Genomic DNA, 20,314 nt, shown 5'->3' with positions numbered 1-20,314 from the left:
AGCGCGACTACCATATGTTGGTAGGAGAACGAGGACTCTGAGCGATGCTGGGAACTGACGTGTCCGACCTGACCACGACCGCGGCCGACGCCGCGTCGCAGGGACTGTCGATCGTTATCCCCGTCTATAACGAGGGCGCGGGACTGACGGCGCTGCACGAGCGGCTGAACAATCTCGCACGCACCCTGCGTCAGCGCTTCGGTCTCGCCTGTGAGCTCGTTTATGTCGACGATGGCAGCCGCGACAACACGCTCGCGATTGCCCGGACCCTGCAGGCCGATGCGCTCGATGTGCAGGTCGTGTCGCTGTCGCGCAATTTCGGCAAGGAGGCCGCGCTGATGGCCGGCCTCGATCATGCCCGGCGCGGCGCGGTGCTGTTCATGGACGGCGACGGCCAGCATCCGCCGGCCCTGGTCGAGCAACTCGTCACGCACTGGATCAAGGACGGCTACGACGTCGTCTATACCGCCAAGGCGCATCGCGACAACGAGCCGTTCCTGCGCCGGGTCGCCGTTCACGGCTTCTACGCGCTCATCAACTGGGGGGCGCGGCAGAAGATTCCGGAGGATGCCGGCGACTTCCGCCTGCTCTCGCCGCGCGCGGTGGCCGCGCTACGGCAGCTGCCCGAGCGCAACCGCTTCTTCAAGGGCCTGGCGAGCTGGATCGGCTTCCGTCAGATCCGCGTCGACTATGAGCCAGCGGCCCGCGCCCATGGCGTCACAACCTTCAACCTGACCGGCCTGCTAGGCCTGTCGATCGAAGGTCTCACCTCGTTCTCGGTCGCGCCCTTGCGCTTCGCCAGTCTGCTCGGAATCCTGCTGGCCTCGGCCGCGTTCCTGTTCGGCCTCTCGATCCTCTGGGAGACCTTCACAACCGGCAAATCGGTGCCTGGCTATCCCTCGCTGATGGTCGGCCTGATGACGATCGGCGGCGTGCAGCTGATCATGATCGGCATCATGGGCGAGTATATCGGCAAGATCCTGTCCGAGCTGAAAGCGCGTCCGATCTACTTCGTCGCCGAGCACAGCGAGAAGCGTGCAGCGCTCGATGCGCGGAGCGACGGCGCCGAGAGGAACGCCGCCGAATGAACGCGACGCCGCACCGGCGCATCTGGCTGTGCGCCGATGACTATGGCATCAGCCCCGGGGTCAACAGCGCCATCCGCGACCTGATCGCGCGCGGTCGGCTGAACGCCACCTCGGTGATGACCGTGGGCGCCGCGATCGGGCGCGACGAGGTGACGGAGCTGACCAAGGTCGCGTCCGACAGCCCGCGCTGCGCCATCGGCCTGCATGTCACGCTGACCGCGCCGTTCCGGCCCCTCACCATGCACTTCCGCCCGTCGGAGGGCGGCATGTTCCTGCCCTTTCCCAAGCTGCTGCGCGCCGGATTGTCCCGCCGGCTCGATCCCGAGCTGATCCGCGCCGAGGTGCTGGTGCAGCTTGCGGCGTTCGGCGAGCTGTTCGGCCGCGCCCCGGATTTCGTCGACGGCCATCAGCATGCCCAGCTCTATCCGCAGGTGCGCGAGGGCTTCCTCGCCGCGGTCAAGGAAGCCGCGCCGGCGGCCTGGGTGCGTCAGGGGGGGCGGAACGTGCCGCTGATGCAGCGGCTGACGGCACCGAAGGCGCTGCTGCTGGACGTCCTGAGCGCCCAATTCCGCCGTCATGCCAAGCGGGCCGAGATCGCCTTCAATCCTGCCTTCGCCGGCGCCTACGACTTCAGCAAGACCTCGGATTTCGCCACGTTGATGGACGGCTTCCTGGACGAGCTGCCCGAGGACGGGCTGGTGATGTGCCACCCCGGCTTCGTCGACGACGTCCTGATCGAGCTCGATCCTTTGACCGTCCAGCGCGTGCACGAGCACGCCTATCTCGCCGGCGAGCATTTTCCAGCGCTGCTCGACCGCCGGCGGATGACGCTGGCCTGAACGGATCTTGCGGGTCTGCGACGAACAAAAGGCCGCCCGGCTGCGTTCCTCCTGTAGTGCGGGCAACATCGAGGTCCAAAACGCTGCGCAAGCCCGAGAGACGCTGTGTCGCATACGGAAATTTAATCCGCGCCCCGGCTGGCCGGGCCACAAAGTCCCCCTAAATCTTGCCCGCGCTTGGCCGGAACAAGGCAAGCGGCAGGAGAACGACATGACACCGCAAGAACGCCAACTCATCGACGATCTGTTCGACCGGCTTGCCAAGTTGGAGAGTGCACCGCGTGATCCGGAGGCCGCCGCCGCCATCGCCCAGGCGCTGCAGCGGGCTCCCAATGCCGTCTACGCGCTGGTGCAGACGGTGCTGGTGCAGGACGAAGCCTTGAAGCGCGCCAATGCCCGCATCGAGGAGCTGCAGCACGCCCAGGCCCCGCAGCAGGCCCAGTCCGGCGGCTTCCTCGATTCGATGCGCGACAGCATCTTCGGCTCGGGCAGCCGCGGTTCGGTCCCCAACGTGCCGCCGCCGTCGCAGAGCCGACCGGTCTGGAACAGCGGTCAGGCGATGCCCCCGGGCTACCAGGGCCAGCCCGGCTATCCCGGTCAGCCCGGCCCTTACGATCAGGGCGGCTTCGGCCAGCCGCGTGGCGGCATGTTCGGCGGTGGAGGCGGCTCGTTCCTCGGAACGGCGGCGGCCGCTGCGGCGGGCATGGTCGGCGGCTCGCTGCTGCTCGGCGGCATCCGCTCGATGATGGGCGGCGGGTCGCATCAGGCGTTCGGTGACACCACGATCATCGAGGAGCGCGGCGGTGGTGCCGGCCCGTGGAGCGGCGACCAGTCCAGCGGCTCGCTGGCGCGCGACGCCGGTCTCGACGACATCGGCCGCTCGGGCGGCGACGGCGGGCGTGCCGGCCTGTTCGACCAGGCGAACTATGACGACAGCGGCAATGACAACGACGCAGCCGACTTCGATGCCGATGACGGCTATGGCGACGACGACGGTGGCAGCGACTACGCTTGATGCTCCCGGGTCGCAGCGAACTGAAGAATGCGAAAGGCCGCCCCCACGGGCGGCCTTTTTCAGTTGCGGATGTCGTGCAGCGGCGGTCGTCAGAGCACGATGACCCGAGCCCCGACGTTCACGCGGCCATAGAGGTCGATGACATCCTCGTTGCGCATCCGGATACAGCCTGACGAAACGTTGGTGCCGATCGTCCATGGCTCGTTCGAACCGTGGATCCGATACAGCGACGAGCCGAGATACATCGCGCGTGCGCCGAGCGGGTTCTGCGGTCCGCCCTCCATGTGCCGCGGCAGGTCGGGCCGGCGCGCGAGCATTTCCGGCGGCGGCGTCCAGTCCGGCCATTCGCGCTTGGCCGAGATCGTCTTCACGCCCGACCAGGTGAAGCCGGGGCGGCCGACGCCGATGCCATAGCGGAGCGCCCTGCCCTCGCCCTGAACCAGATAGAGGAACTTGTTCGGCGTATCGATGACGATCGTGCCCGGCCGTTCTTTGCCGTCGTAGTCAACGATCTGTTTCTCGTATTTCGGATCGAGCGGCCGCTGCGTCTGCTCATAGGCCTCCTCATCCGGTACTCCCTGCTGCGGGACCATGCCCGGCGCCAGCCGCTGCGGCTCGTAGTAGGACGGCTGCTGCTGGTACATCGGCTGTCCCGGCCGAGGCATGCCGCGGCCGCCTTGCGGATCGCCGAACAGGAATTCGATGAAGCCACCACCCATGCGCGAGCGTTCGACATAAGCGGCGCGCACCGGCGCGGACTGCTGCGGCGGCCCGCTGTAAATCACGGTCGGCTGCTGAAATCCCTGGGCCGCAGCCCGATCCAGACCTGAATGGAATGCGCATGCGCCGGCCAGCAGCGCTATGGAGAATGATTTGAACATCGACGTACTCTGTACTGTTTCGTCTGGAGACTGTTCGTCGCGCGAGGCGGCAACGCCGCCGCGTATCGTCAATAAAGAGCAAAACCCGATCGCTTTGGTAAACGCGGGAGGCGCCGGGATTCACCATCGCTGCATACGTCGGCGGTTTTGATCGCTAGCGTTTATTTTGCGTGAAGGCCGGCGGAGCATGGTTAATAGTTGACGCACGATGCACGCCAGCGTTGCCCAACGGCGGTTCCTGGCGTGAACGCGATGTTAAATAGCCTCTGCGTAGAACTGATCCGAGCAAAAGGTCAGGGATACTATCATGGCTGTTCGCAAGCGTTTCCGTATCGAAGAAGCAATCGTCGGCCATATGCCGGAGCCTGAATTCGTGGGCGGCGAGATCGGCCCCAACCACAAGGAAATCATGGACGAGCTGCGCGCGATCCGCTCCCAGATGGCCAATGCGATCCGAAGCGGCGGCAGCAACACGGCGAACGCCGCCATCGAAGAGTCCGCCGCACGCGAGGTCGCCGAAGCGCGCGCGCTGCTCGAGACCTATCGCGCCCAGATCGAGCAGTGCGAAAAGCTCAAGGTCGAGCTCGACCTGATCCACGACGCGATCAACCGCACCAAGGGCGAGATCGCGACCCTCCATGCCAAGAGCTTCAACGGCGAGGAGATGGCCAAGGTCAACGGCGAGCTCGGCGCGGTCGTCGGCGGCACCGAGCAGGCGACGCAGCAGATCCTGGAAGCCGCGGAGGCGATCGACCAGGCCGCCAGCGCGCTGTCCAAGGTGGACTCGGCCGACCAGCAGAAGATCCTGAGCGAAGAGATCCAGGAGCGCGTGGTCTCGATCTTCGAGGCCTGCAACTTCCAGGACCTGACCGGCCAGCGCATCAACAAGGTCATGACCACGATGAAGTTCATCGAGCACCACATCGTGGTGATGATGGACATCTGGGGCGGCGTCGACGCCATCAAGGCGCATACGCCGCCGATCGTCGACCACCGCGAGGGCGACGCCCGGCTGCTGAACGGCCCGAAGGCGGAAGGCGACGTCGGCCACGCTTCGCAGGACGACATCGACGCGATGTTCAACTGACCTCGGCCAGTCCCAGCGACCGCTCCAGGCAACGTCACCATACAGGAACGCCGGCGCTATCGCCGGCGTTTTTCGTTCGACTCTCGACCTTTGCGGGATGTTCGCCCGGATCTCAGGCGCGCGGTCCGCAGCGGACGTAGACCATCGTCTGGTAACGGGTCGCCGCATCCTTGTCGACGAAGCGGGTGATCAGCACACGGCCGTCGAAGGAGACGACCTCGCGGTCCTGCTCGCCGCCGGGCGGTCCGGCCGGGCCGATGTAGTTCTTGCCGCTGGCCGATCCCTTCAAGCGCAGTTCCTGAGGAGTCGCCTGGTCGGCCAGGTGCATCACGACACCACCGGACGTGCCTGCCCCGATGACGTAGGGCTGTTTGCACTGCGCCAAAGCCATCTTTTCGGTGCGCGGGCGGTCATTCGGGTTGTTGTAGGCGGCAAGCCCCCATTTGCCCACGAGATCCTCGGCGCGAATCGTGGCCGGCACCTCGGGCTCGACCGGCGCCTCGGTCTGCTGCATGGGGGTCGACGGCGACAGGCTGAAGCCCGTGCACGCTCCCAGAAGCATCGTGAGCGCCGACGCGATCGCGAGATTGGCAACCGGCCGCGCGCACCGTGAACTCGTCATGGCATCCCCTTAGGAACAAGATCATGGCTGCCCCGTCCGGCAACCAAGCGCAAAACGCTCGTCAGAGCAATGACGTCGGATGACGACGCCGCTCCACTAACATGTCTGGCCCGGGACAACATCCCCTAACAGCCTCAAGAACGGCTTAACGGCTGGCCGTTGCTTGACAGGAACAGCCGCAAGCCATATTTCCCCGAGCGGTCTTTAGCACTCGGAGGGCGGGATTGCTAAGGCTGCGAGCCAGTTGGCGCCAAGTGGGCGTTCAATGTGGCCGCATTCAGATTTCCTCCGACAGCAACACTTATCCAAGCACCCCAAAAGGGATCCGTCATGGCCAAATCGAAGTTTCGTCCCCTGCACGACCGCGTCGTGGTTAAGCGCATCGACGCCGAAGAGAAGACCAAGGGCGGCATCATCATTCCCGACAGCGCCAAGGAAAAGCCCTCGCAGGGCGAAGTCGTCGCCGTCGGCCCGGGCGGCCGCGACGAGAGCGGCAAGCTGATCCCGATCGACGTCAAGGTCGGCGACCGCGTGCTGTTCGGCAAGTGGTCCGGCACCGAGGTCAAGCTGGACGGCGAGGAACTCCTGATCATGAAGGAGTCCGACATCATGGGCGTCGTCGCCTGATCCCGACCTGTCGGGGGCGGCGATCAGCCGCCCCGGGCGAAAATGCTCTGCAACCTCGTTCCGGCGACAGACGGGCGATCACGCCCCTCGCCGTCGAGGTCTACTCCAGGAGAATTCTGAAATGGCAGCCAAGGACGTCAAATTCGCCGGCGACGCACGCGACCGCATGCTGCGCGGCGTCGACATTCTCGCCAACGCCGTCAAGGTGACGCTCGGCCCGAAGGGCCGCAATGTCGTCATCGAGAAGAGCTTCGGCGCTCCGCGCATCACCAAGGACGGCGTCACCGTCGCCAAGGAGATCGAGCTGGAGGACAAGTTCGAGAACATGGGCGCGCAGATGCTGCGCGAGGTCGCCTCCAAGACCAACGACACCGCCGGTGACGGCACCACCACCGCGACCGTGCTGGCCCAGGCCATCGTGCGCGAGGGCGCCAAGGCGGTTGCCGCCGGCATGAACCCGATGGACCTCAAGCGCGGCATCGACATCGCGGTGGCCGCCGTGATCAAGGACATCGAGAAGCGCGCCAAGCCGGTCGCCTCGTCCTCCGAGGTCGCCCAGGTCGGCACCATCTCCGCCAACGGCGACGCCGCGATCGGCAAGATGATCGCCCAGGCGATGCAGAAGGTCGGCAACGAGGGCGTCATCACGGTCGAGGAGAACAAGTCGCTCGATACCGAGGTCGACATCGTCGAAGGCATGAAGTTCGACCGGGGCTATCTCTCGCCCTACTTCGTCACCAATGCCGAGAAGATGACCGCCGAGCTGGACGACGTCTACGTGCTCCTGCACGAGAAGAAGCTGTCGGGCCTGCAGGCCATGCTGCCGGTGCTCGAAGCCGTGGTGCAGTCGGGCCGCCCGCTGCTGATCATCGCCGAGGACGTCGAGGGCGAAGCGCTGGCGACGCTGGTCGTCAACCGCCTGCGCGGCGGACTCAAGGTCGCCGCCGTCAAGGCGCCGGGCTTCGGTGATCGCCGCAAGGCCATGCTCGAGGACATCGCGATCCTGACCGGTGGTCAGCTGATCTCGGAAGATCTCGGCATGAAGCTCGAGAACGTCACGATCAAGATGCTCGGCCGCGCCAAGAAGGTCGTGATCGACAAGGAGAACACCACGATCGTCAACGGCGCCGGCAAGAAGGCCGACATCGAGTCGCGCGTCGGCCAGATCAAGGCGCAGATCGAGGAGACCACCTCGGACTACGACCGTGAGAAGCTGCAGGAGCGTCTGGCCAAGCTCGCCGGCGGCGTCGCGGTGATCCGCGTCGGCGGCGCGACCGAGATCGAGGTCAAGGAGAAGAAGGACCGCGTCGAGGACGCCCTCAACGCGACCCGCGCTGCGGTGCAGGAGGGCATCGTCCCTGGTGGCGGCGTGGCGCTGCTGCGCGCCAAGAAGGCCGTCGGCCGCATCACCAACGCCAATTCGGACGTCCAGGCCGGCATCAACATCGTGCTGAAGGCGCTCGAGGCTCCGATTCGCCAGATCTCCGAGAACGCCGGCGTCGAAGGCTCGATCGTGGTCGGCAAGATCCTGGACGAGAAGTCCGAGACGTTCGGCTTCGACGCGCAGACCGAGGATTATGTCGATATGGTCGCCAAGGGCATCATCGACCCGGCCAAGGTGGTCCGCACCGCGCTGCAGGACGCCTCGTCGGTCGCAGGCCTCCTGGTCACCACCGAGGCCATGGTCGCCGAGCTGCCGAAGGATGCTGCTCCGGCGATGCCGGCCGGCGGCGGCATGGGTGGCATGGGCGGCATGGGCTTCTGAGCCCTGCTTTCGACATCTCACATTCAGGAAGGCCGCCTCCGGGCGGCCTTCTTTTTGGCCGAGTGTCCGCACCGGGGGTGCAGCGACCGCAAATCGGCGCTACAGCTTAAGGCCGATTCTGCCCCCACAAGGATTTTCAGATGCGCGCGATTTTGCTTGCGCTGGCCGTGATTGCAGCGGCCGCGCCGGAACTCGGTTGGGCCCAGAGCAAGAGCGGGACCAAGGCCCCCGCCAACGAGACTCGGTATTTCACCGCGATCGACGGCCTGATGGACGGCAATGCCGACGTGATCCTGAAGGAGACGCGCCAGGGCAAAACCGTCACCGCCGCCACGCTCGACGTCTGCTATCCCGTCGCAAAGAATTCGGATCGCAAGGACCGCTTCGTGGTCAGCCTCACCGTCAATGGCCAGACCTTGACCGGTGCGACCCAGAGCAACGGCGCCAAGGAGCCGGTCACGGTGAAGCTGAATCGCAAGCCGACCGGCGACACGTTCGAGTTCCGCGGACAGATCGCGATCGGCAAGACCGTCACCGAGGTGGCGTCGACCGACAATTCCGACGTCAGCGAGAAGGAGTTCCAGGAGAGCCAGTCGAGCGACGACGGCATCAGCGCCCAGCCGAAGGACTTCACTGACGTCTCGCCCGAGGCGATCTCGGTCCGGCTCAAGCTAGACGCGGTGACCGACTTCCTCAAGAGCCTGAAGGGCGAGAACGTCGAAGTTTCGCTGTCGAGCCTCATCGTGAGCTGCGACGCACTGCGCGCGGGCGAGCAGACCATCAGCATGACCGTCGACCCCGAACGAGCCGGCGCGCTGATCGCGAAGGCGCGGACCATGAACGGCGTCGTCACTGCCGGCTGGACCGCCGGCACGGTCGAGATGGACCGCACCATCCGCTTTGCGGCGGCCGACTGGCGCGACGGTGACAAGATCAACAAGGACAAGCTGGCGGGCGCCATCTCCGACGTGCTGGCCAAGACCTACAATGCCAAGCCGACGAGTGCGGCGTGGAATCCGGTCAGCGGCAAGCTGAAGCTGACGTTGAAGCGGCCGAGCCAGCTGATGCCGGCGCTCGAGCTGACCGACGTCATCGAGGTCACCGGCCTCGTCTCGGCGGACAAGCCGGGCGGCGCCGACGCGCTGATGCTCTGGATCAGCAGCCCGACGACGACCACCATCGATGAGGCCTCGAGCGCCAAGCTGATCCTGTCGGACGAATCCTCGGGCGACGAGGAAGGCGACACGCGGGATGATGGCGGCGCCATCGACGAGCTGGCGAAGGCCTTCAAGGCCAAGCGCTGGGATGCGGACAACTCGGTCTGGAAGTAAGGCGAGCCATGACGGCATGGCGCCGCGATCTCAGATGCCACCCTCCCCTGGAGGGGGAGGGTCGATCGCGCGCGAAGCGGGCGAGCGGGGTGGGGTGACGCCGCGGGCACCGGTGCACGTGGAGAGATCACCCCACTCCGCCTCCCATTCGCTGCGCTCATGAGAGGCGACCCTCCCCCTCCAGGGGAGGGTGGCCGCGGGGCAGACCTCAAGGGTGCACACTGCGGAAGCGCGAGCGTGCGCAAGGCTGTTTGCTCGAATCATGATGCGGAAAGTGGAACGCATCATGCTCGAGCTTGAGCCCTCGACAGTCCCCACCAGGACTTTGGAAACGGCCGTCTCGGCTCAATTGGTGTTGAGCCGGAAGCGCAGCGTCTTCGGTCCGATGAAGATGATCAGGTCGCCCTGACGCTTCCAGTTCGTCACCGCGCTCAGCGCCGCGATCAGTTCGTCGTCGGCCTGCGCGCGCGCCGCCGGGCAGTTGCGGTCCTCGATCTTGCCGGCGATGAACACGATGGTGTTGCCGGCGACCGAGAACTGCCCCTTGCCGCCCTTGCACCAGAGCTCCAGCACGGTCTCGCCGTTATCGCCGATGTCGAGATCCGGCACCCGCTTCGAGCCGGGTTGCGGCATCGCATCGAGCGTCATCTCCATGCCGAAGGGAAATTCCTCCGCCGAGGCGCCGGCAAGGGGCACGGCCGACATCAACAGGGCCGCAGCCAGTTTGGCGCAAGCTCGCTTCACTACTCGCATCGTTCCTCTCGACACATCATCACGTGCAGGGCTCGCCTCTTAAGCGATCGGCCCAGCGACCGCCAGCACGGCTCCCGCACAAATGTGTTCCAAACATAGCAAGCCCCGCGCCGCAGCTACGGCGCGGGGCGTTTGTCGCTGCCGGTGTTGCTACTTCAGCACCATCGCCGTGAACGGATAGACATAGGCCTGCAAGGTGACGAACAGGCCGACCAGACAGGCCAGCACGATCGAATGCAGGAAGACGTAGCGCAGGATCGAGCTCTCGTGGCCGTACCAGTTGGTGGCGGTCGAGGCGACGACGATCGACTGCGCATCGATCATCTTGCCCATGACACCGCCGGAGGAGTTGGCGGCCGCCATCAGGACAGGGGACAGGCCGAGCTGCTCGGAGGTGATCTTCTGCAGGTTTCCGAACAGCACGTTCGAGGCCGTATCCGATCCCGTCAGCGCCACGCCCAACCAGCCGAGCAAGGTGCCGAAGAACGGATAGAGCACGCCTGTCGCGGCGAAGGCCAAGCCGAGCGTGGCATCGACGCCGGACAGCCGGGTCAGCGTGCCGATCGCGAGCATCGCCGAGATCGTGATCAGCGAGATCGCGCAGAGACGGATGGTGCGGCCGTATTCCGCGATCAGCTTGCCCGGTCCGACACCCATCAGGAAGCCGGAGATGATCGCGGCGATCAGCATGCCGGTGCCGGTGAAGGTCAGGTAGGTGAACGAGAACACCGCGCCTTCCGGCGTCGGCTTCGCAGCCACCGGCGGCATCTTGTTGATCAGCTTGTCGAGCTCGGGCACCGGATAGTTCCACGTGAAGATCGAGTTCGCCCAGGCCTTGAAGGCGCCGTTGCCCCAGATCAGCATGATGACGCAGACGATGATCCAGGGCAGCAGCGCGCCCCAGAGCTCGGCTTGCGTCAGCGGCGCGCGGTCCAGCGGCTTCGCCGCCGTCATCGTGGCGGCCGATTCGTCACGCCCGCGCAACGCCGGCGACAGCCACAGCTGCTTGGGCTGCCAGACCTTCAGGAACAGGATCAGCGCGCCCATCGAGATCAGCGAGGCGCCGATGTCGACGATCCACGGATTGATGTAGTTCGAGATCAGGAATTGCGGCACCGCGAAGGAGACGCCGGTGACCAGGATCGCCGGCCAGATGTCCTTCATGCCCTTCCAGCCCGCGAACGCCCAGATCACCCAGAACGGCACGATCAGCGAGAACACCGGCAGCTGCCGGCCGACCATCGCGCCGAGGATGTAAGGGTCGAGACCGGTGACCGAGGCGAGGCCCTGGATCGGCGTGCCCAGCGCGCCATAGGCGACCGGGGCGGTGTTGGCGATCAGCGACAGGCCGGAGGCCGCGAGCGGCGAGAAGCCGAGACCGATCAGCACGGCACCGGTGATCGCCACCGGGGTGCCGAAGCCGGACGCGCCCTCGAAGAACGCGCCGAAGGAGAAGGCGACCAGCAACAGTTGCAGCCGCCGGTCCTCCGTGACGCCACCGATGGCGCGCTTCAGTAGCTCGAACCGTCCGGTGGAAACCGTGACCTGGTAGAGGAAGATGACGTTCAGGACGATCCAGCCGATCGGAAAGAACCCGGTGATGACGCCCAGAAACGTCGCGCGCAGCGACATGTTGGCCGGCATCGTAAAGACGAAGATCGTGATCAGGTTGGTCAGGATCACGGCGATGATCGCCGCGATGTGTGCCTTGACCTTGCCACTGGCGATCAGCACCAGCAGCGTCACCACCGGGACGGCGGCGGCCAGCGTCGACAGCGCCGGGCTCCCCAACGGGTCGTAGATTTGATTCCACATCGTGACTTCTCCCCCCACGTTCTTGTTGTTGGACCTGAGGCCGGCGGGACGGATCAGGTCTGCTCGCCCAGGCCCCCAAGCCTGGCACAGGTCGGAAAAGCAGATCACAAAACCGGCAACGCCCAACTCTGCTCAAATTCTCGCGAAATCTGGCGGCGGTCGCAGTCCCTCTCCCCTGCCCCATGCTACGGTTTGTCACACGCGACCGACAAGCCGGCGGCCACCCGCCAGATTACGACTTTAGTCTAGGCAGGCGGTGCCAACCGCGATTTTCTCGTTTTTCGCCAGCCTGTTAAGACCTTTTCTCAGGAGCAGCCCCTCTGTGAACAATCTGCGCTCGACCGTCGCCACCGTCTGGCGGATCGCCATTCCCTACTTCCGCTCCGAGGACAAGGTCGCCGGCCGCATCCTCCTCGCCGCCGTCATCGCTATCGAACTGGCGCGGGTCGCGATCGACGTGATGGTGAACCAGTGGCAGAACCGGTTCTACAACGCGTTGCAGGAATACAATTGGGAGAGCTTCATCTGGGAGATCGGCGTCTTCGTGGTGCTCGCCACGAGCTTCATCGTCCTGTCGATCTATCAGCTTTATCTCAACCAGTGGCTGCAGATCCGTTGGCGGCAGTGGATGACCGAGACCTATCTCCGCCGCTGGCTCAGCGGCGCCAATCACTACCGCATGCAGCTCAAGGGCGACGCCGCAGACAATCCCGACCAGCGCATCGCCGAGGACGTCAAGCAGTTCATCGAGCAGACGCTCGCCATCACCGTCGGACTATTGAGCTCGGTCGTGACGCTGGCCTCGTTCGTGGTCATTCTCTGGGGCCTGTCCGAAGCGGCCCCGCTCACGCTGTTCGGCATCGAATATCCGGTTCCCGGCTATCTGGTCTGGGCCGCCCTGCTCTATGCGACCCTCGGCACTGTGCTGACGCACTGGATCGGCTCGCCGCTCGTCAATCTCAATTTCGAACAGCAGCGCTTCGAAGCCGATTTCCGTTTCAGCCTAGTCCGGGTTCGAGAGAACTCCGAGCAGATCGCAGTGCTGCGCGGTGAAGGCGCCGAGCAGAGCCTGCTGTTGAACCGGTTCGGCAGCGTGGTCGGCAACTGGTATCAAATCATGAGCCGGACAAAACGGCTGACGGCGTTCACGAGCAGCTATTCGCAGGCCGCCGTGATCTTTCCCTATCTCCTGGTCGCACCGGCCTATTTCAGCAAGAAGGTCCAGCTGGGCAGCCTGATGCAGACGGCCTCGGCCTTCTCGAGCGTGCAAGGTGCACTATCGTTCTTCGTCACGGCCTATCGGACGCTCGCCGACTGGCGCTCGACGGTTGCCCGGCTCGACGGATTCGACATGTCGATCGACAGTGCAACGTCGCTCTCGGCCGAGCCGCAGACGATCGACGTCGTCAGCCATGCCGGCGACAGCATCGATCTCGCCCAGCTGCTGCTGAAGCTGCCCAATGGCCTGCCGCTGGTCGCGGCCGACGGGTTCAGCATCGGCAACAACGAGCGCACGCTGCTGACCGGGCCCTCCGGCGCCGGCAAGTCGACGCTGTTCCGCGCCATCGCCGGCGTCTGGCCGTTCGGCAGCGGCGCCATCAGCGTGCCCTCGCGTGCCAAGCTGATGATGCTGCCGCAACGGCCCTACTTCCCGATCGGCGCGCTCAAGGCGGCGATCGTCTATCCCGCGGCGGCGGACGCTTTCAGCGTCGAGCAGGTCAGGGAGGCGCTGGTGGCCGTCGGTCTGCCGCAACTGGCGGACCGCCTGGACGAGGACTCGCACTGGAACCGGATGCTGTCGCTCGGCGAGCAGCAGCGGCTCGGAATTGCCCGCGCGCTGCTGCATGCGCCCCAATATCTCTTCCTCGATGAGGCCACGGCCTCGCTCGACGAGCCGAGCGAAGCCAGGCTCTATCGGGTCATCGCCGAACGGCTGCCGCAGACCACCGTCGTCTCGATCGGCCACCGCTCGACCCTGCACGAGTTCCATGATCGGAAGGTCGAGCTGATTCGGGATGGCGACCGGTTCGCGCTGCGGCCGGCCGGACAGGCGGCCGACGCGACCGCGGATGGAAGCAGCTGAAGCGAGCGCCGCTGCGCCAGCAAAGCAGAAGGGCGGCAGATTGCTCCGCCGCCCTTCGTGACAAGTTCGATCCGCCTTGCGGTGATTACTTCAGGTTGGTCATCGCCGTCAGGTCGACCGAGAGCTTGGCGATGCCGGTGGCGCCGCACCACTTCGAGCCCAGGCCACCCGGGTTGATCGGGGTGACGTTGGTGGTGCCGCTGGCGGTGAAGTCGCCGGTGAAGGCGTTGCAATTGCCCTTCGACAGGTTGGTGTCGGAGTAGCGCAGATCCAGCGTGAACACCTTGTAGGTGAAGCCGACGCCGAGGTTCCAGGTGTTGTAGTCGGCGTACTTGATGCCGTTCGGGAAGGCCGCGGTGCCGTAGAAGCTGTCGGTGGTGCCGAACCACTGGCGGCCGAACTCACCCGACACATACATGCCGACGCCGCTGGAGCCGAAGGTGGTGCTGGGCGCGGTCCACTTGCCGGTGACCGAGGTATAGTTGCCCCAGGCGCCGGAGTTCAGGAAGCTCGGGGTGTAGAATTCGGTGACGCCGAACGTCCAGTTGTCGTTCACCGTGTAGTTCATCTTGCCGTAGACTTCGAAGAAGCTGACGTCCTTCTTCATGGTGTTGAAGTTCGTCAAGGTGTTGGCCTGACACTCGGCGCTCAGGGCGCGGCCGGCGAAGTCCGTCGTGGCGCCACCGCCGTAGTAGCAGGTCCCGCCCGGATACAAATAGCCCCAGACGCCGATGTCGAAGGCGAAGGCGCCGAAGGTCGGGCGGACACCGCCGTAGATGTCGATCTCGGCAGCAGCGCGGTTCGGGAAGGAAATGCTCTCGCCGGCGACGCCGACGTAGAACTGCAGGTCCTTGTTGACGTTGAAGCGCGGCTCGAAATAGGCGGCCACCGACGGCTTGTGGTTCGACTGGGTGACGCCGCGGAACACGTAGTCGTTCATGATCGCCGCGCCGAACGCGATATCCCAGGGATCGAACGCGACCGGAGGCGGAGCCTTGTAGGCCTTGACCGCCATGTCCGCCGCCGAAGCCGATCCCGAAACCATTGCCAGCGCCGTTGCCAGCAAAGCCCACTTCTTCATGACGATCCCCATTACCTATTTCGAAAAGCCTGCCCCACCTTGCCCCCCAGGGCGCAAACAAGACCGGCTGCGTCATCCAGACACAATTTGTGCCAGGGTCTCGCCGCACGTGAAGCAAAAAAGCGCGGCATCTGCCGCCTTTTTGGGCGTTTTGACAATTCTACGGCAGGTAGTCAGCGCGTGTTGCATTTGAACAACAAATCCCCGTGTCCGAACGCACGCCAGGACGCACATTCGGTTGTGCCGACGCGCTGGAATCGTGGTGTCCCAAGCAAAACGACACGGCGTAGCGAGGTCGGATTCGCCCGGCCGTAGATCTGCGGGGCGACGGCTCCGACGAACAGATCCATCGGCAATTAGGAGCCGACGCAGGCGCCAGAAGCCAGACGACAGGCACCGGCAACAAACGAGAAGGCCGCAGCGTTGCCGCCGCGGCCTCCCGATGTGAATTCGTCTGGTGGTGAGAACGATCCGGACCGGAAAGATCAGTTTCCGGAGGCGGTCCCCTCGCCGTCTTCGTGCTCCTCGGGGGCCGCGCTCGGCATCGCCCAGCTGGTCTCGGCAGCCGATTCGGTCTCGTTCACTGCCGGGGTCTCGACCAGCGGAGCCATCTTGGGAGCCCGCTTCTTGGCGGCCTTCTTCTTCGGCGCGGCAGGAGCCTTTGCGGCCGACGTCTTGGCCTTCTTGGCGGGAGCCTTCTTCGCAGCAGCCTTCTTGGCAGGCGCCTTGGCCGCCTTCTTCGCCGCGGCCTTCACGGTCTTCTTCGCCTTCTTGGCGGGCGCCTTGGCAGCCTTCTTGGCGGCCTTTTTCGCGGACTTCGGTGCAGACTTCTTTGCAGCCTTCTTGGCGGACTTCTTCGTCGCCTTCTTCGCTGACTTGGCCTGCGCCATCAGCTTCTTCTTTTCTTTCTTGTCCTTCTTCGCCTTCTTGTCCTTCGCCATCAGAAACCCTCCAGTTGCCGCCGTTCGATCAGCTCGTCCGGCGGGACGGGCCGGCAGTCAGCACGCGCCCATCCGTCAAATCATTCCTGGCCGCGGACCGCCCGTCGCCCAGTCGAGAAGCTCAACGGTGTGCACGACGGGGACAGAGGTGCCGCTGGCAATCTGCATCATGCAGCCGATATTGCCCGCCGCGATCACATTCGGCTTGACGGTCGCGATGTTGGCGACCTTGCGATCGCGCAGCTTCATCGCGATGTCAGGCTGGAGAATGTTGTAGGTCCCCGCCGAACCGCAACACAAATGACTCTCCGGTATATCTTTCACCACGAATCCGGACTTGGAAAGCAATTCTTTCGGAATGCTCGTGATTTTCTGCCCATGTTGCAGTGAGCAGGCCGAGTGATAGGCGACGACGATGTCGTCGCGCCGAGAGGCGGAGGCCAGTTCGAGACCGGCGAGATACTCGGTGATGTCCTTCGCCATCGCCGACACGGCGGCCGCGGCCGCCGCATATTGCGGGTCTTCGCGCAGCATGTGTCCGTAGTCCTTGATGACGGTGCCGCAGCCCGAGGTCGTCACCAGGATGGCGTCGAGACCGCCGCGTTTCATCTCCGCGGTCCACGCGTCGACATTGGCGCGCGCCCGCGCCAGCGCGTCGGCATCCTGCCCCATGTGGTGAGTCAGCGCACCGCAGCATTGCTCGTCCCTGACCAGCACGACCTCGACGCCGTGCCGTGTCAGGACGCTGATCGCGGCCTGGTTGATGCGCGGCGCCAGCGCCGCTTGCGCACAGCCCTGCAGCAGCGCCACGCGGCCGCGCCGCGCGCCCTGCGCCGCGAACACGCTGCCGCCCGCCGGCCCCGGCGGCGGCAGCGCCGCGGCAGGCGCCAGGTCGAGCATCGCCCTGACGCGCCGCAGCAGGCCCGGCGCAGGTGTTCGCGTCGCGGAGGACGCCGGCAGCAGCGCCTTCAACGGCCGGCCGAGCCGCGCCAGGGTCATCGCCAGCCGAAACTCGCGCGGCCGCGGCAGCACATAGGCGAGCACGGCGCGGAGCCACCGGTCGGTCAGCGGGCGCTGGTAGCGCTGCTCGATTCGCACCCGCGCCTGATCGACGAGGTGCATGTAGTGGACGCCCGACGGGCAGGTCGTCATGCAGGACAGGCACGACAGGCAGCGGTCGATATGCTTGACCACGTCGGCGGTCGGTGCCTGGTCCTTCTCGAGCATCTGCTTGATCAGGTAGATGCGCCCGCGCGGGCTGTCGAGCTCGTCGCCGAGCAGCACGTAGGTCGGACAGGTCGCGGTGCAGAAGCCGCAATGCACGCAGGCGCGCAGGATCTTGTCGGCGACCGCGATGTCGGGATCGGCGAGCTGCGCCAAGGTGAATTCGGTCTTCATGACGCAACGCTCCGACGCATCCTGCCGCGGTTGAGAATGGTCTTGGGATCGAAGGAGACGCGAACCCGCTCTTCCAGCGCGGCGACACCCGGCGGCTGCGGGTGGAAGACGTCGACCGCCAGACGCATCTCGTCCCACGCGCGCAGCAGGGTGGCGTGACCGCCGACGGCCTCCACCAGCTTGCGCACCAGCCCCGCGGACGCATCGGGCTGCGGCGGCAGCGCGGCCCAGATCAGCCCCCCGCCCCAGTCATAGATCACCTCGCCGCCGGTCTGGCGCGTCAAGGCCTGCCCGATGGCGCCGCCCGACACCGGCGGGCAGACGATCCGCCACACCGTCCAGGCGCCGAGCGGCCCATCGGCCGCGAACGGCAGCACGTCGCGGACGGCGCTCCAGACATCGGCGGAGGCGTCGTCCGCGATGATCTCGGCCGCGCCGAAGGTCGCGAGCTGCTTGGCGAGCGACGCCGCCCGATGCGCCGCGGACGCCGTGATGCCCTCCAGCCTGATCACCGTGACCGCCTCGCGCGGCGAGCCGGTCGGGCTCAACCCGGCGACCTCCGGCCGCAAGGTCGAGGCCGGCAGATGCGCGGCTCCGGACACATCGAACGGCGAGCCGAGCGCCGCCGTCATGGCCCGGTTGGCCTTGAGGTCGTCGAGCCCGCGCAGCACCAGACTGCGCTCCGACTCCGGCCGCGGCATCACCTTCAGGGTCGCCTCGGTCATGACCGCCAGCGTGCCCCAGGAGCCCGCCAGCAGCTTGCAGAGATCGTAGCCGGTGACGTTCTTGACCACCTTGCCGCCGGTCTTGAAGCTCTCGCCGAACCCGGAGACGGCATGCGCCCCGAGCAGATGGTCGCGCACCCCGCCGGCGCGGATGCGCCGCGGACCAGCCAGCCCCGCCGCGATCATGCCGCCCAGCGTGCCGCGCCCGGCCGTGCCGAGCAGTGGCCCCGTATACATCGGCTCGAACGCGAATTGCTGGCTCTTCGAATCGATCAGCGACAAGAGGTCGGCGAGCGGTGCGCCCGCCTGCGCCGTGATGATGAGCTCGTTCGGCTCGTAGGCGACGACCGCGCTCAGCGCCGAAAGGTCGAGCACGGCATTGGTCGCGGTGACCTGCCCGATTCCGCGCTTCGAGCCATGGCCGATCACATCGAGCGGCTGCTCATTGGCGATGGCCGAGCGGACCACCTCCTCCACGTCGGCTGCGTTGCGTACCTTGAGAGCGTCCACCGCTGCTCGCCTCGCTTGTTGATGATGACGATGGTCGAGCGCAACGCGCGGCCACCCCTGTTGGGGCCTTTCTAAAGCGTTGCGGCCCGGACACAAGGGCGGGCGGGATGGAACGTTCCAAGCGGTCTGCAGGGCTCGCCGCGAGCCCCGAAAGACGGCGCGCCCCCTCTCCCCGTTCTTCACGGGGCCGCGACGAGCTTCGCTCGCGCTGAGAGGGTCGGGGTGAGGGGCAACTGCACGGCACGTGCGCGTGGTGAGACCTGCCACCCACCCGGCTTGCATGCTCGATGCAATCCGATCTCCCAGCCCGTAGGGCGGGTTAGCGAAGCGTAACCCGCCGACTTCTCCAGACCATGGCGGGTTACGCCTTCGGCTCATCCGCCCGACGCCCTCATGCGCGCATCCATCCTTCGTCCGCCATCGAAGGATCGATACCACGAACCGGACTATCAATCCCCTCGCACACCATCAACGAGAGGACCAATCCCCATGACCGGATACGCCATCGCAACGAAAACCGTGAACGAGGCCGTCAGCGGCGGCGGCCTGCTGGTGGTGGCGCAATGGGAGGCCAGGGACGGCGAGGCCGACCGCGTCGCCGAGATCCTGTCGCGCTTCCTGCCCGAGGCGCAGCGCGAGCCCGGCGCAAAACTGTTCCTGATCTCCCGCGCCAAGGACAACCCGGCGCAGTTCCTGTTCTACGAGCTGTTCCGCGACGAAGCCGCGTTCAAGGCCCACCAGGAGAGCGACCACTTCAAGACCTACATCGCCGGCCAAGCCCTGCCGTTGCTGGCCCGGCGCGAGCGGATGCAGTACGGGCTGCTCTAGCGCCGGGAACCCGTCAAGATCAGAACTGGGTGGAGAGCGGCCTGTCCCTTTCCGCGATGAAAGGGGTGGGCGCCTTCAGAGGCCGCTTTTTTCAGTGGCAACGCCCGCTGAGCCAATTAATAAATTGCACTGTCACCGTAATCCCGACTTGTCTTGCGTCCCTCCGGGGTACGAGCCGGGACGACACCGTCCATGTCCCACGGCCTCTCTGGACAAAACCGCGACGACGATGAACGGTGCGACGATGCGGATCACGCAAGACGATCGGATTTGATGCGACTGGACGGGATGCAGATGAAGCTTGTGATGGGGATACTGGTCGCCGCGCTCGTCCTGGCCGGCATGGCCACCGGCCGGGCGACGGTGCGCATTGCCGACGACCCGGGCGGACGTATCGGGACTTATGTCGACAAATTCAAACTCCTGCGCGACTCCGGCGAGCACGTCATCATCGACGGACTCTGCGGGGGCGCCTGCACGATCGTGCTGGGGACCCTTCCACGCGACAGGATCTGCGTCACCCCGAGAGCCGTGTTCACGTTCAGGGAAACTGACGATCTGGGCCCCTTTTTTCGCACTGTCCCGAACCCGGAAGCAACGCGGATGCTATTTGACCTCTACCCGGCGCCGATCAAACGATGGATCACGCGCCATGGCGGCCTGACCGCACATCCGATCTTCCTTCGCGGCAAGGAGCTCCAAGCGCTTTATCGGCCCTGCACGATCAACGTCCCGGCCTCCGGCAGCGGGCGGCGGTAGATGGCTTGTTGAGCTAACTAGGTGCAGCGCCATCGTACCCCCTGATATCCCGCGCCAACCAAGCCCGGCGCAGTTCCTGTTCTATGAACTGCTTCGCGACGAAGCCGCGCTCAAGACTCATCAGCGCGCCAGTCCGTAGGGCGGGTTAGCGCAGCGTAACCCGCCG

At 65.6% G+C, this 20,314-nt stretch carries 18 protein-coding genes; 10 read left to right on the top strand and 8 right to left on the bottom strand.

The annotated features are described in order from the left end of the window. The first annotated feature begins 44 nt into the window (after window positions 1–44). The 3 genes from QW861_RS25475 to QW861_RS25465 all read left to right on the top strand — a co-directional run bounded on the left by QW861_RS25475 (window position 45) and on the right by QW861_RS25465 (window position 2,942). Window positions 45–1,088, top strand: coding sequence for a glycosyltransferase family 2 protein (locus tag QW861_RS25475; RefSeq protein WP_315716673.1), 1,044 nt, complete (start codon window positions 45–47; stop codon window positions 1,086–1,088). Then, a complete protein-coding gene (locus QW861_RS25470) occupies window positions 1,085–1,927 on the top strand; it encodes a ChbG/HpnK family deacetylase (protein ID WP_316193627.1) in 843 nt (280 codons plus the stop codon). Before QW861_RS25475 ends, QW861_RS25470 begins: the two co-directional genes overlap by 4 nt. A 211-nt stretch (window positions 1,928–2,138) precedes the next feature. Continuing rightward, window positions 2,139–2,942 (top strand): DUF2076 domain-containing protein, encoded by an 804-nt coding sequence (locus QW861_RS25465; RefSeq protein WP_315716671.1) that lies wholly within the window; start codon window positions 2,139–2,141, stop codon window positions 2,940–2,942. Between the two features lie 89 nt (window positions 2,943–3,031). On the opposite strand, the gene QW861_RS25460 is transcribed toward QW861_RS25465, so the two are convergent. Continuing rightward, window positions 3,032–3,823, bottom strand: a complete 792-nt coding sequence (locus QW861_RS25460; RefSeq protein WP_316193626.1) for a L,D-transpeptidase — start codon at window positions 3,821–3,823, stop codon at window positions 3,032–3,034. Between the two features lie 307 nt (window positions 3,824–4,130). Between QW861_RS25460 and QW861_RS25455 the strand changes: the two genes are divergently transcribed. Continuing rightward, the gene (locus QW861_RS25455) at window positions 4,131–4,910 is read left to right on the top strand and encodes a protein phosphatase CheZ (RefSeq protein ID WP_315716668.1); all 780 of its coding nucleotides are present in this window, start codon (window positions 4,131–4,133) and stop codon (window positions 4,908–4,910) included. A gap of 112 nt (window positions 4,911–5,022) precedes the next feature. Here QW861_RS25455 and QW861_RS25450 read toward each other — a convergent pair whose 3' ends face one another. Continuing rightward, window positions 5,023–5,532: a hypothetical protein gene (locus QW861_RS25450; RefSeq protein ID WP_315716667.1), complete on the bottom strand. Its 510-nt coding sequence runs from the start codon at window positions 5,530–5,532 to the stop codon at window positions 5,023–5,025. A 330-nt stretch (window positions 5,533–5,862) separates the two neighbouring features. Here QW861_RS25450 and groES point away from each other — a divergent pair, with 330 nt between their 5' ends. The 3 genes from groES (at window position 5,863) to QW861_RS25435 (ending at window position 9,255) form a co-directional block, all read left to right on the top strand. Then, entirely contained in the window at window positions 5,863–6,159 is a 297-nt protein-coding gene (groES, locus tag QW861_RS25445; protein WP_008961387.1) for a co-chaperone GroES, read from the top strand. A 121-nt stretch (window positions 6,160–6,280) separates the two neighbouring features. Continuing rightward, window positions 6,281–7,924 carry a chaperonin GroEL gene (gene groL, locus QW861_RS25440; protein ID WP_315716666.1) on the top strand — a complete coding sequence of 548 codons (1,644 nt, stop codon included), beginning with the start codon at window positions 6,281–6,283 and terminating at the stop codon, window positions 7,922–7,924. 140 nt (window positions 7,925–8,064) lie between these two features. Further along, on the top strand, window positions 8,065–9,255 hold the full coding sequence (locus QW861_RS25435; protein ID WP_315825399.1) for a hypothetical protein: 1,191 nt from the start codon (window positions 8,065–8,067) through the stop codon (window positions 9,253–9,255). A gap of 345 nt (window positions 9,256–9,600) precedes the next feature. Here QW861_RS25435 and QW861_RS25430 read toward each other — a convergent pair whose 3' ends face one another. Together QW861_RS25430 and QW861_RS25425 are read right to left on the bottom strand one after the other, a co-directional pair. Beyond that, window positions 9,601–9,960 carry an META domain-containing protein gene (locus QW861_RS25430; protein WP_316193625.1) on the bottom strand — a complete coding sequence of 120 codons (360 nt, stop codon included), beginning with the start codon at window positions 9,958–9,960 and terminating at the stop codon, window positions 9,601–9,603. A 198-nt stretch (window positions 9,961–10,158) separates the two neighbouring features. Continuing rightward, window positions 10,159–11,823: an L-lactate permease gene (locus QW861_RS25425; protein WP_316193624.1), complete on the bottom strand. Its 1,665-nt coding sequence runs from the start codon at window positions 11,821–11,823 to the stop codon at window positions 10,159–10,161. 322 nt (window positions 11,824–12,145) lie between these two features. Between QW861_RS25425 and QW861_RS25420 the strand changes: the two genes are divergently transcribed. Further along, complete coding sequence (locus tag QW861_RS25420) at window positions 12,146–13,906, top strand: ABC transporter ATP-binding protein/permease (protein WP_316193623.1); 1,761 nt, start codon at window positions 12,146–12,148, stop codon at window positions 13,904–13,906. 85 nt (window positions 13,907–13,991) lie between these two features. Here the strand turns inward: QW861_RS25420 and QW861_RS25415 are convergent, their stop codons facing one another. The 4 genes from QW861_RS25415 to QW861_RS25400 all read right to left on the bottom strand — a co-directional run bounded on the left by QW861_RS25415 (window position 13,992) and on the right by QW861_RS25400 (window position 18,561). Continuing rightward, the gene (locus tag QW861_RS25415) at window positions 13,992–14,987 is read right to left on the bottom strand and encodes a TorF family putative porin (RefSeq protein WP_315810766.1); all 996 of its coding nucleotides are present in this window, start codon (window positions 14,985–14,987) and stop codon (window positions 13,992–13,994) included. A gap of 485 nt (window positions 14,988–15,472) precedes the next feature. After that, on the bottom strand, window positions 15,473–15,928 hold the full coding sequence (locus tag QW861_RS25410) for a hypothetical protein (protein WP_315753410.1): 456 nt from the start codon (window positions 15,926–15,928) through the stop codon (window positions 15,473–15,475). A gap of 75 nt (window positions 15,929–16,003) precedes the next feature. Then, window positions 16,004–17,326, bottom strand: a complete 1,323-nt coding sequence (gene glcF, locus QW861_RS25405) for a glycolate oxidase subunit GlcF (protein WP_316187089.1) — start codon at window positions 17,324–17,326, stop codon at window positions 16,004–16,006. Continuing rightward, window positions 17,323–18,561 (bottom strand): FAD-binding protein, encoded by a 1,239-nt coding sequence (locus QW861_RS25400; RefSeq protein ID WP_316187088.1) that lies wholly within the window; start codon window positions 18,559–18,561, stop codon window positions 17,323–17,325. Before QW861_RS25400 ends, glcF begins: the two co-directional genes overlap by 4 nt. Window positions 18,562–19,050: 489 nt before the next feature. Here QW861_RS25400 and QW861_RS25395 point away from each other — a divergent pair, with 489 nt between their 5' ends. Beyond that, entirely contained in the window at window positions 19,051–19,389 is a 339-nt protein-coding gene (locus tag QW861_RS25395) for a putative quinol monooxygenase (protein ID WP_316187087.1), read from the top strand. Window positions 19,390–19,581: 192 nt separating this feature from the next. Continuing rightward, window positions 19,582–20,148, top strand: a complete 567-nt coding sequence (locus QW861_RS25390) for a hypothetical protein (RefSeq protein ID WP_316187086.1) — start codon at window positions 19,582–19,584, stop codon at window positions 20,146–20,148. Window positions 20,149–20,314 lie beyond the last annotated feature (166 nt).

Source organism: Bradyrhizobium sp. SZCCHNRI1029, from assembly GCF_032487555.1.
Classification (GTDB): Bacteria; Pseudomonadota; Alphaproteobacteria; order Rhizobiales; family Xanthobacteraceae; genus Bradyrhizobium.
The sequence above is the reverse complement of the archived record's forward strand: the minus strand, read 5'-3'. Positions and strand labels throughout refer to the sequence as shown.

What these genes read in the sequence shown, in the direction of transcription:
- QW861_RS25475 (WP_315716673.1), top strand. Translation starts at nt 45, where the DNA reads ATGCTGGGAACTGACGTGTCCGACCTGACCACGACCGCGGCCGACGCC.
- QW861_RS25470 (WP_316193627.1), top strand. Translation starts at nt 1,085, where the DNA reads ATGAACGCGACGCCGCACCGGCGCATCTGGCTGTGCGCCGATGACTAT.
- QW861_RS25465 (WP_315716671.1), top strand. Translation starts at nt 2,139, where the DNA reads ATGACACCGCAAGAACGCCAACTCATCGACGATCTGTTCGACCGGCTT.
- QW861_RS25460 (WP_316193626.1), bottom strand. Translation starts at nt 3,823, where the DNA reads ATGTTCAAATCATTCTCCATAGCGCTGCTGGCCGGCGCATGCGCATTC.
- QW861_RS25455 (WP_315716668.1), top strand. Translation starts at nt 4,131, where the DNA reads ATGGCTGTTCGCAAGCGTTTCCGTATCGAAGAAGCAATCGTCGGCCAT.
- QW861_RS25450 (WP_315716667.1), bottom strand. Translation starts at nt 5,532, where the DNA reads ATGACGAGTTCACGGTGCGCGCGGCCGGTTGCCAATCTCGCGATCGCG.
- groES (WP_008961387.1), top strand. Translation starts at nt 5,863, where the DNA reads ATGGCCAAATCGAAGTTTCGTCCCCTGCACGACCGCGTCGTGGTTAAG.
- groL (WP_315716666.1), top strand. Translation starts at nt 6,281, where the DNA reads ATGGCAGCCAAGGACGTCAAATTCGCCGGCGACGCACGCGACCGCATG.
- QW861_RS25435 (WP_315825399.1), top strand. Translation starts at nt 8,065, where the DNA reads ATGCGCGCGATTTTGCTTGCGCTGGCCGTGATTGCAGCGGCCGCGCCG.
- QW861_RS25430 (WP_316193625.1), bottom strand. Translation starts at nt 9,960, where the DNA reads ATGTCGGCCGTGCCCCTTGCCGGCGCCTCGGCGGAGGAATTTCCCTTC.
- QW861_RS25425 (WP_316193624.1), bottom strand. Translation starts at nt 11,823, where the DNA reads ATGTGGAATCAAATCTACGACCCGTTGGGGAGCCCGGCGCTGTCGACG.
- QW861_RS25415 (WP_315810766.1), bottom strand. Translation starts at nt 14,987, where the DNA reads ATGAAGAAGTGGGCTTTGCTGGCAACGGCGCTGGCAATGGTTTCGGGA.
- QW861_RS25410 (WP_315753410.1), bottom strand. Translation starts at nt 15,928, where the DNA reads ATGGCGAAGGACAAGAAGGCGAAGAAGGACAAGAAAGAAAAGAAGAAG.
- glcF (WP_316187089.1), bottom strand. Translation starts at nt 17,326, where the DNA reads ATGAAGACCGAATTCACCTTGGCGCAGCTCGCCGATCCCGACATCGCG.
- QW861_RS25395 (WP_316187087.1), top strand. Translation starts at nt 19,051, where the DNA reads ATGACCGGATACGCCATCGCAACGAAAACCGTGAACGAGGCCGTCAGC.
- QW861_RS25390 (WP_316187086.1), top strand. Translation starts at nt 19,582, where the DNA reads ATGTCCCACGGCCTCTCTGGACAAAACCGCGACGACGATGAACGGTGC.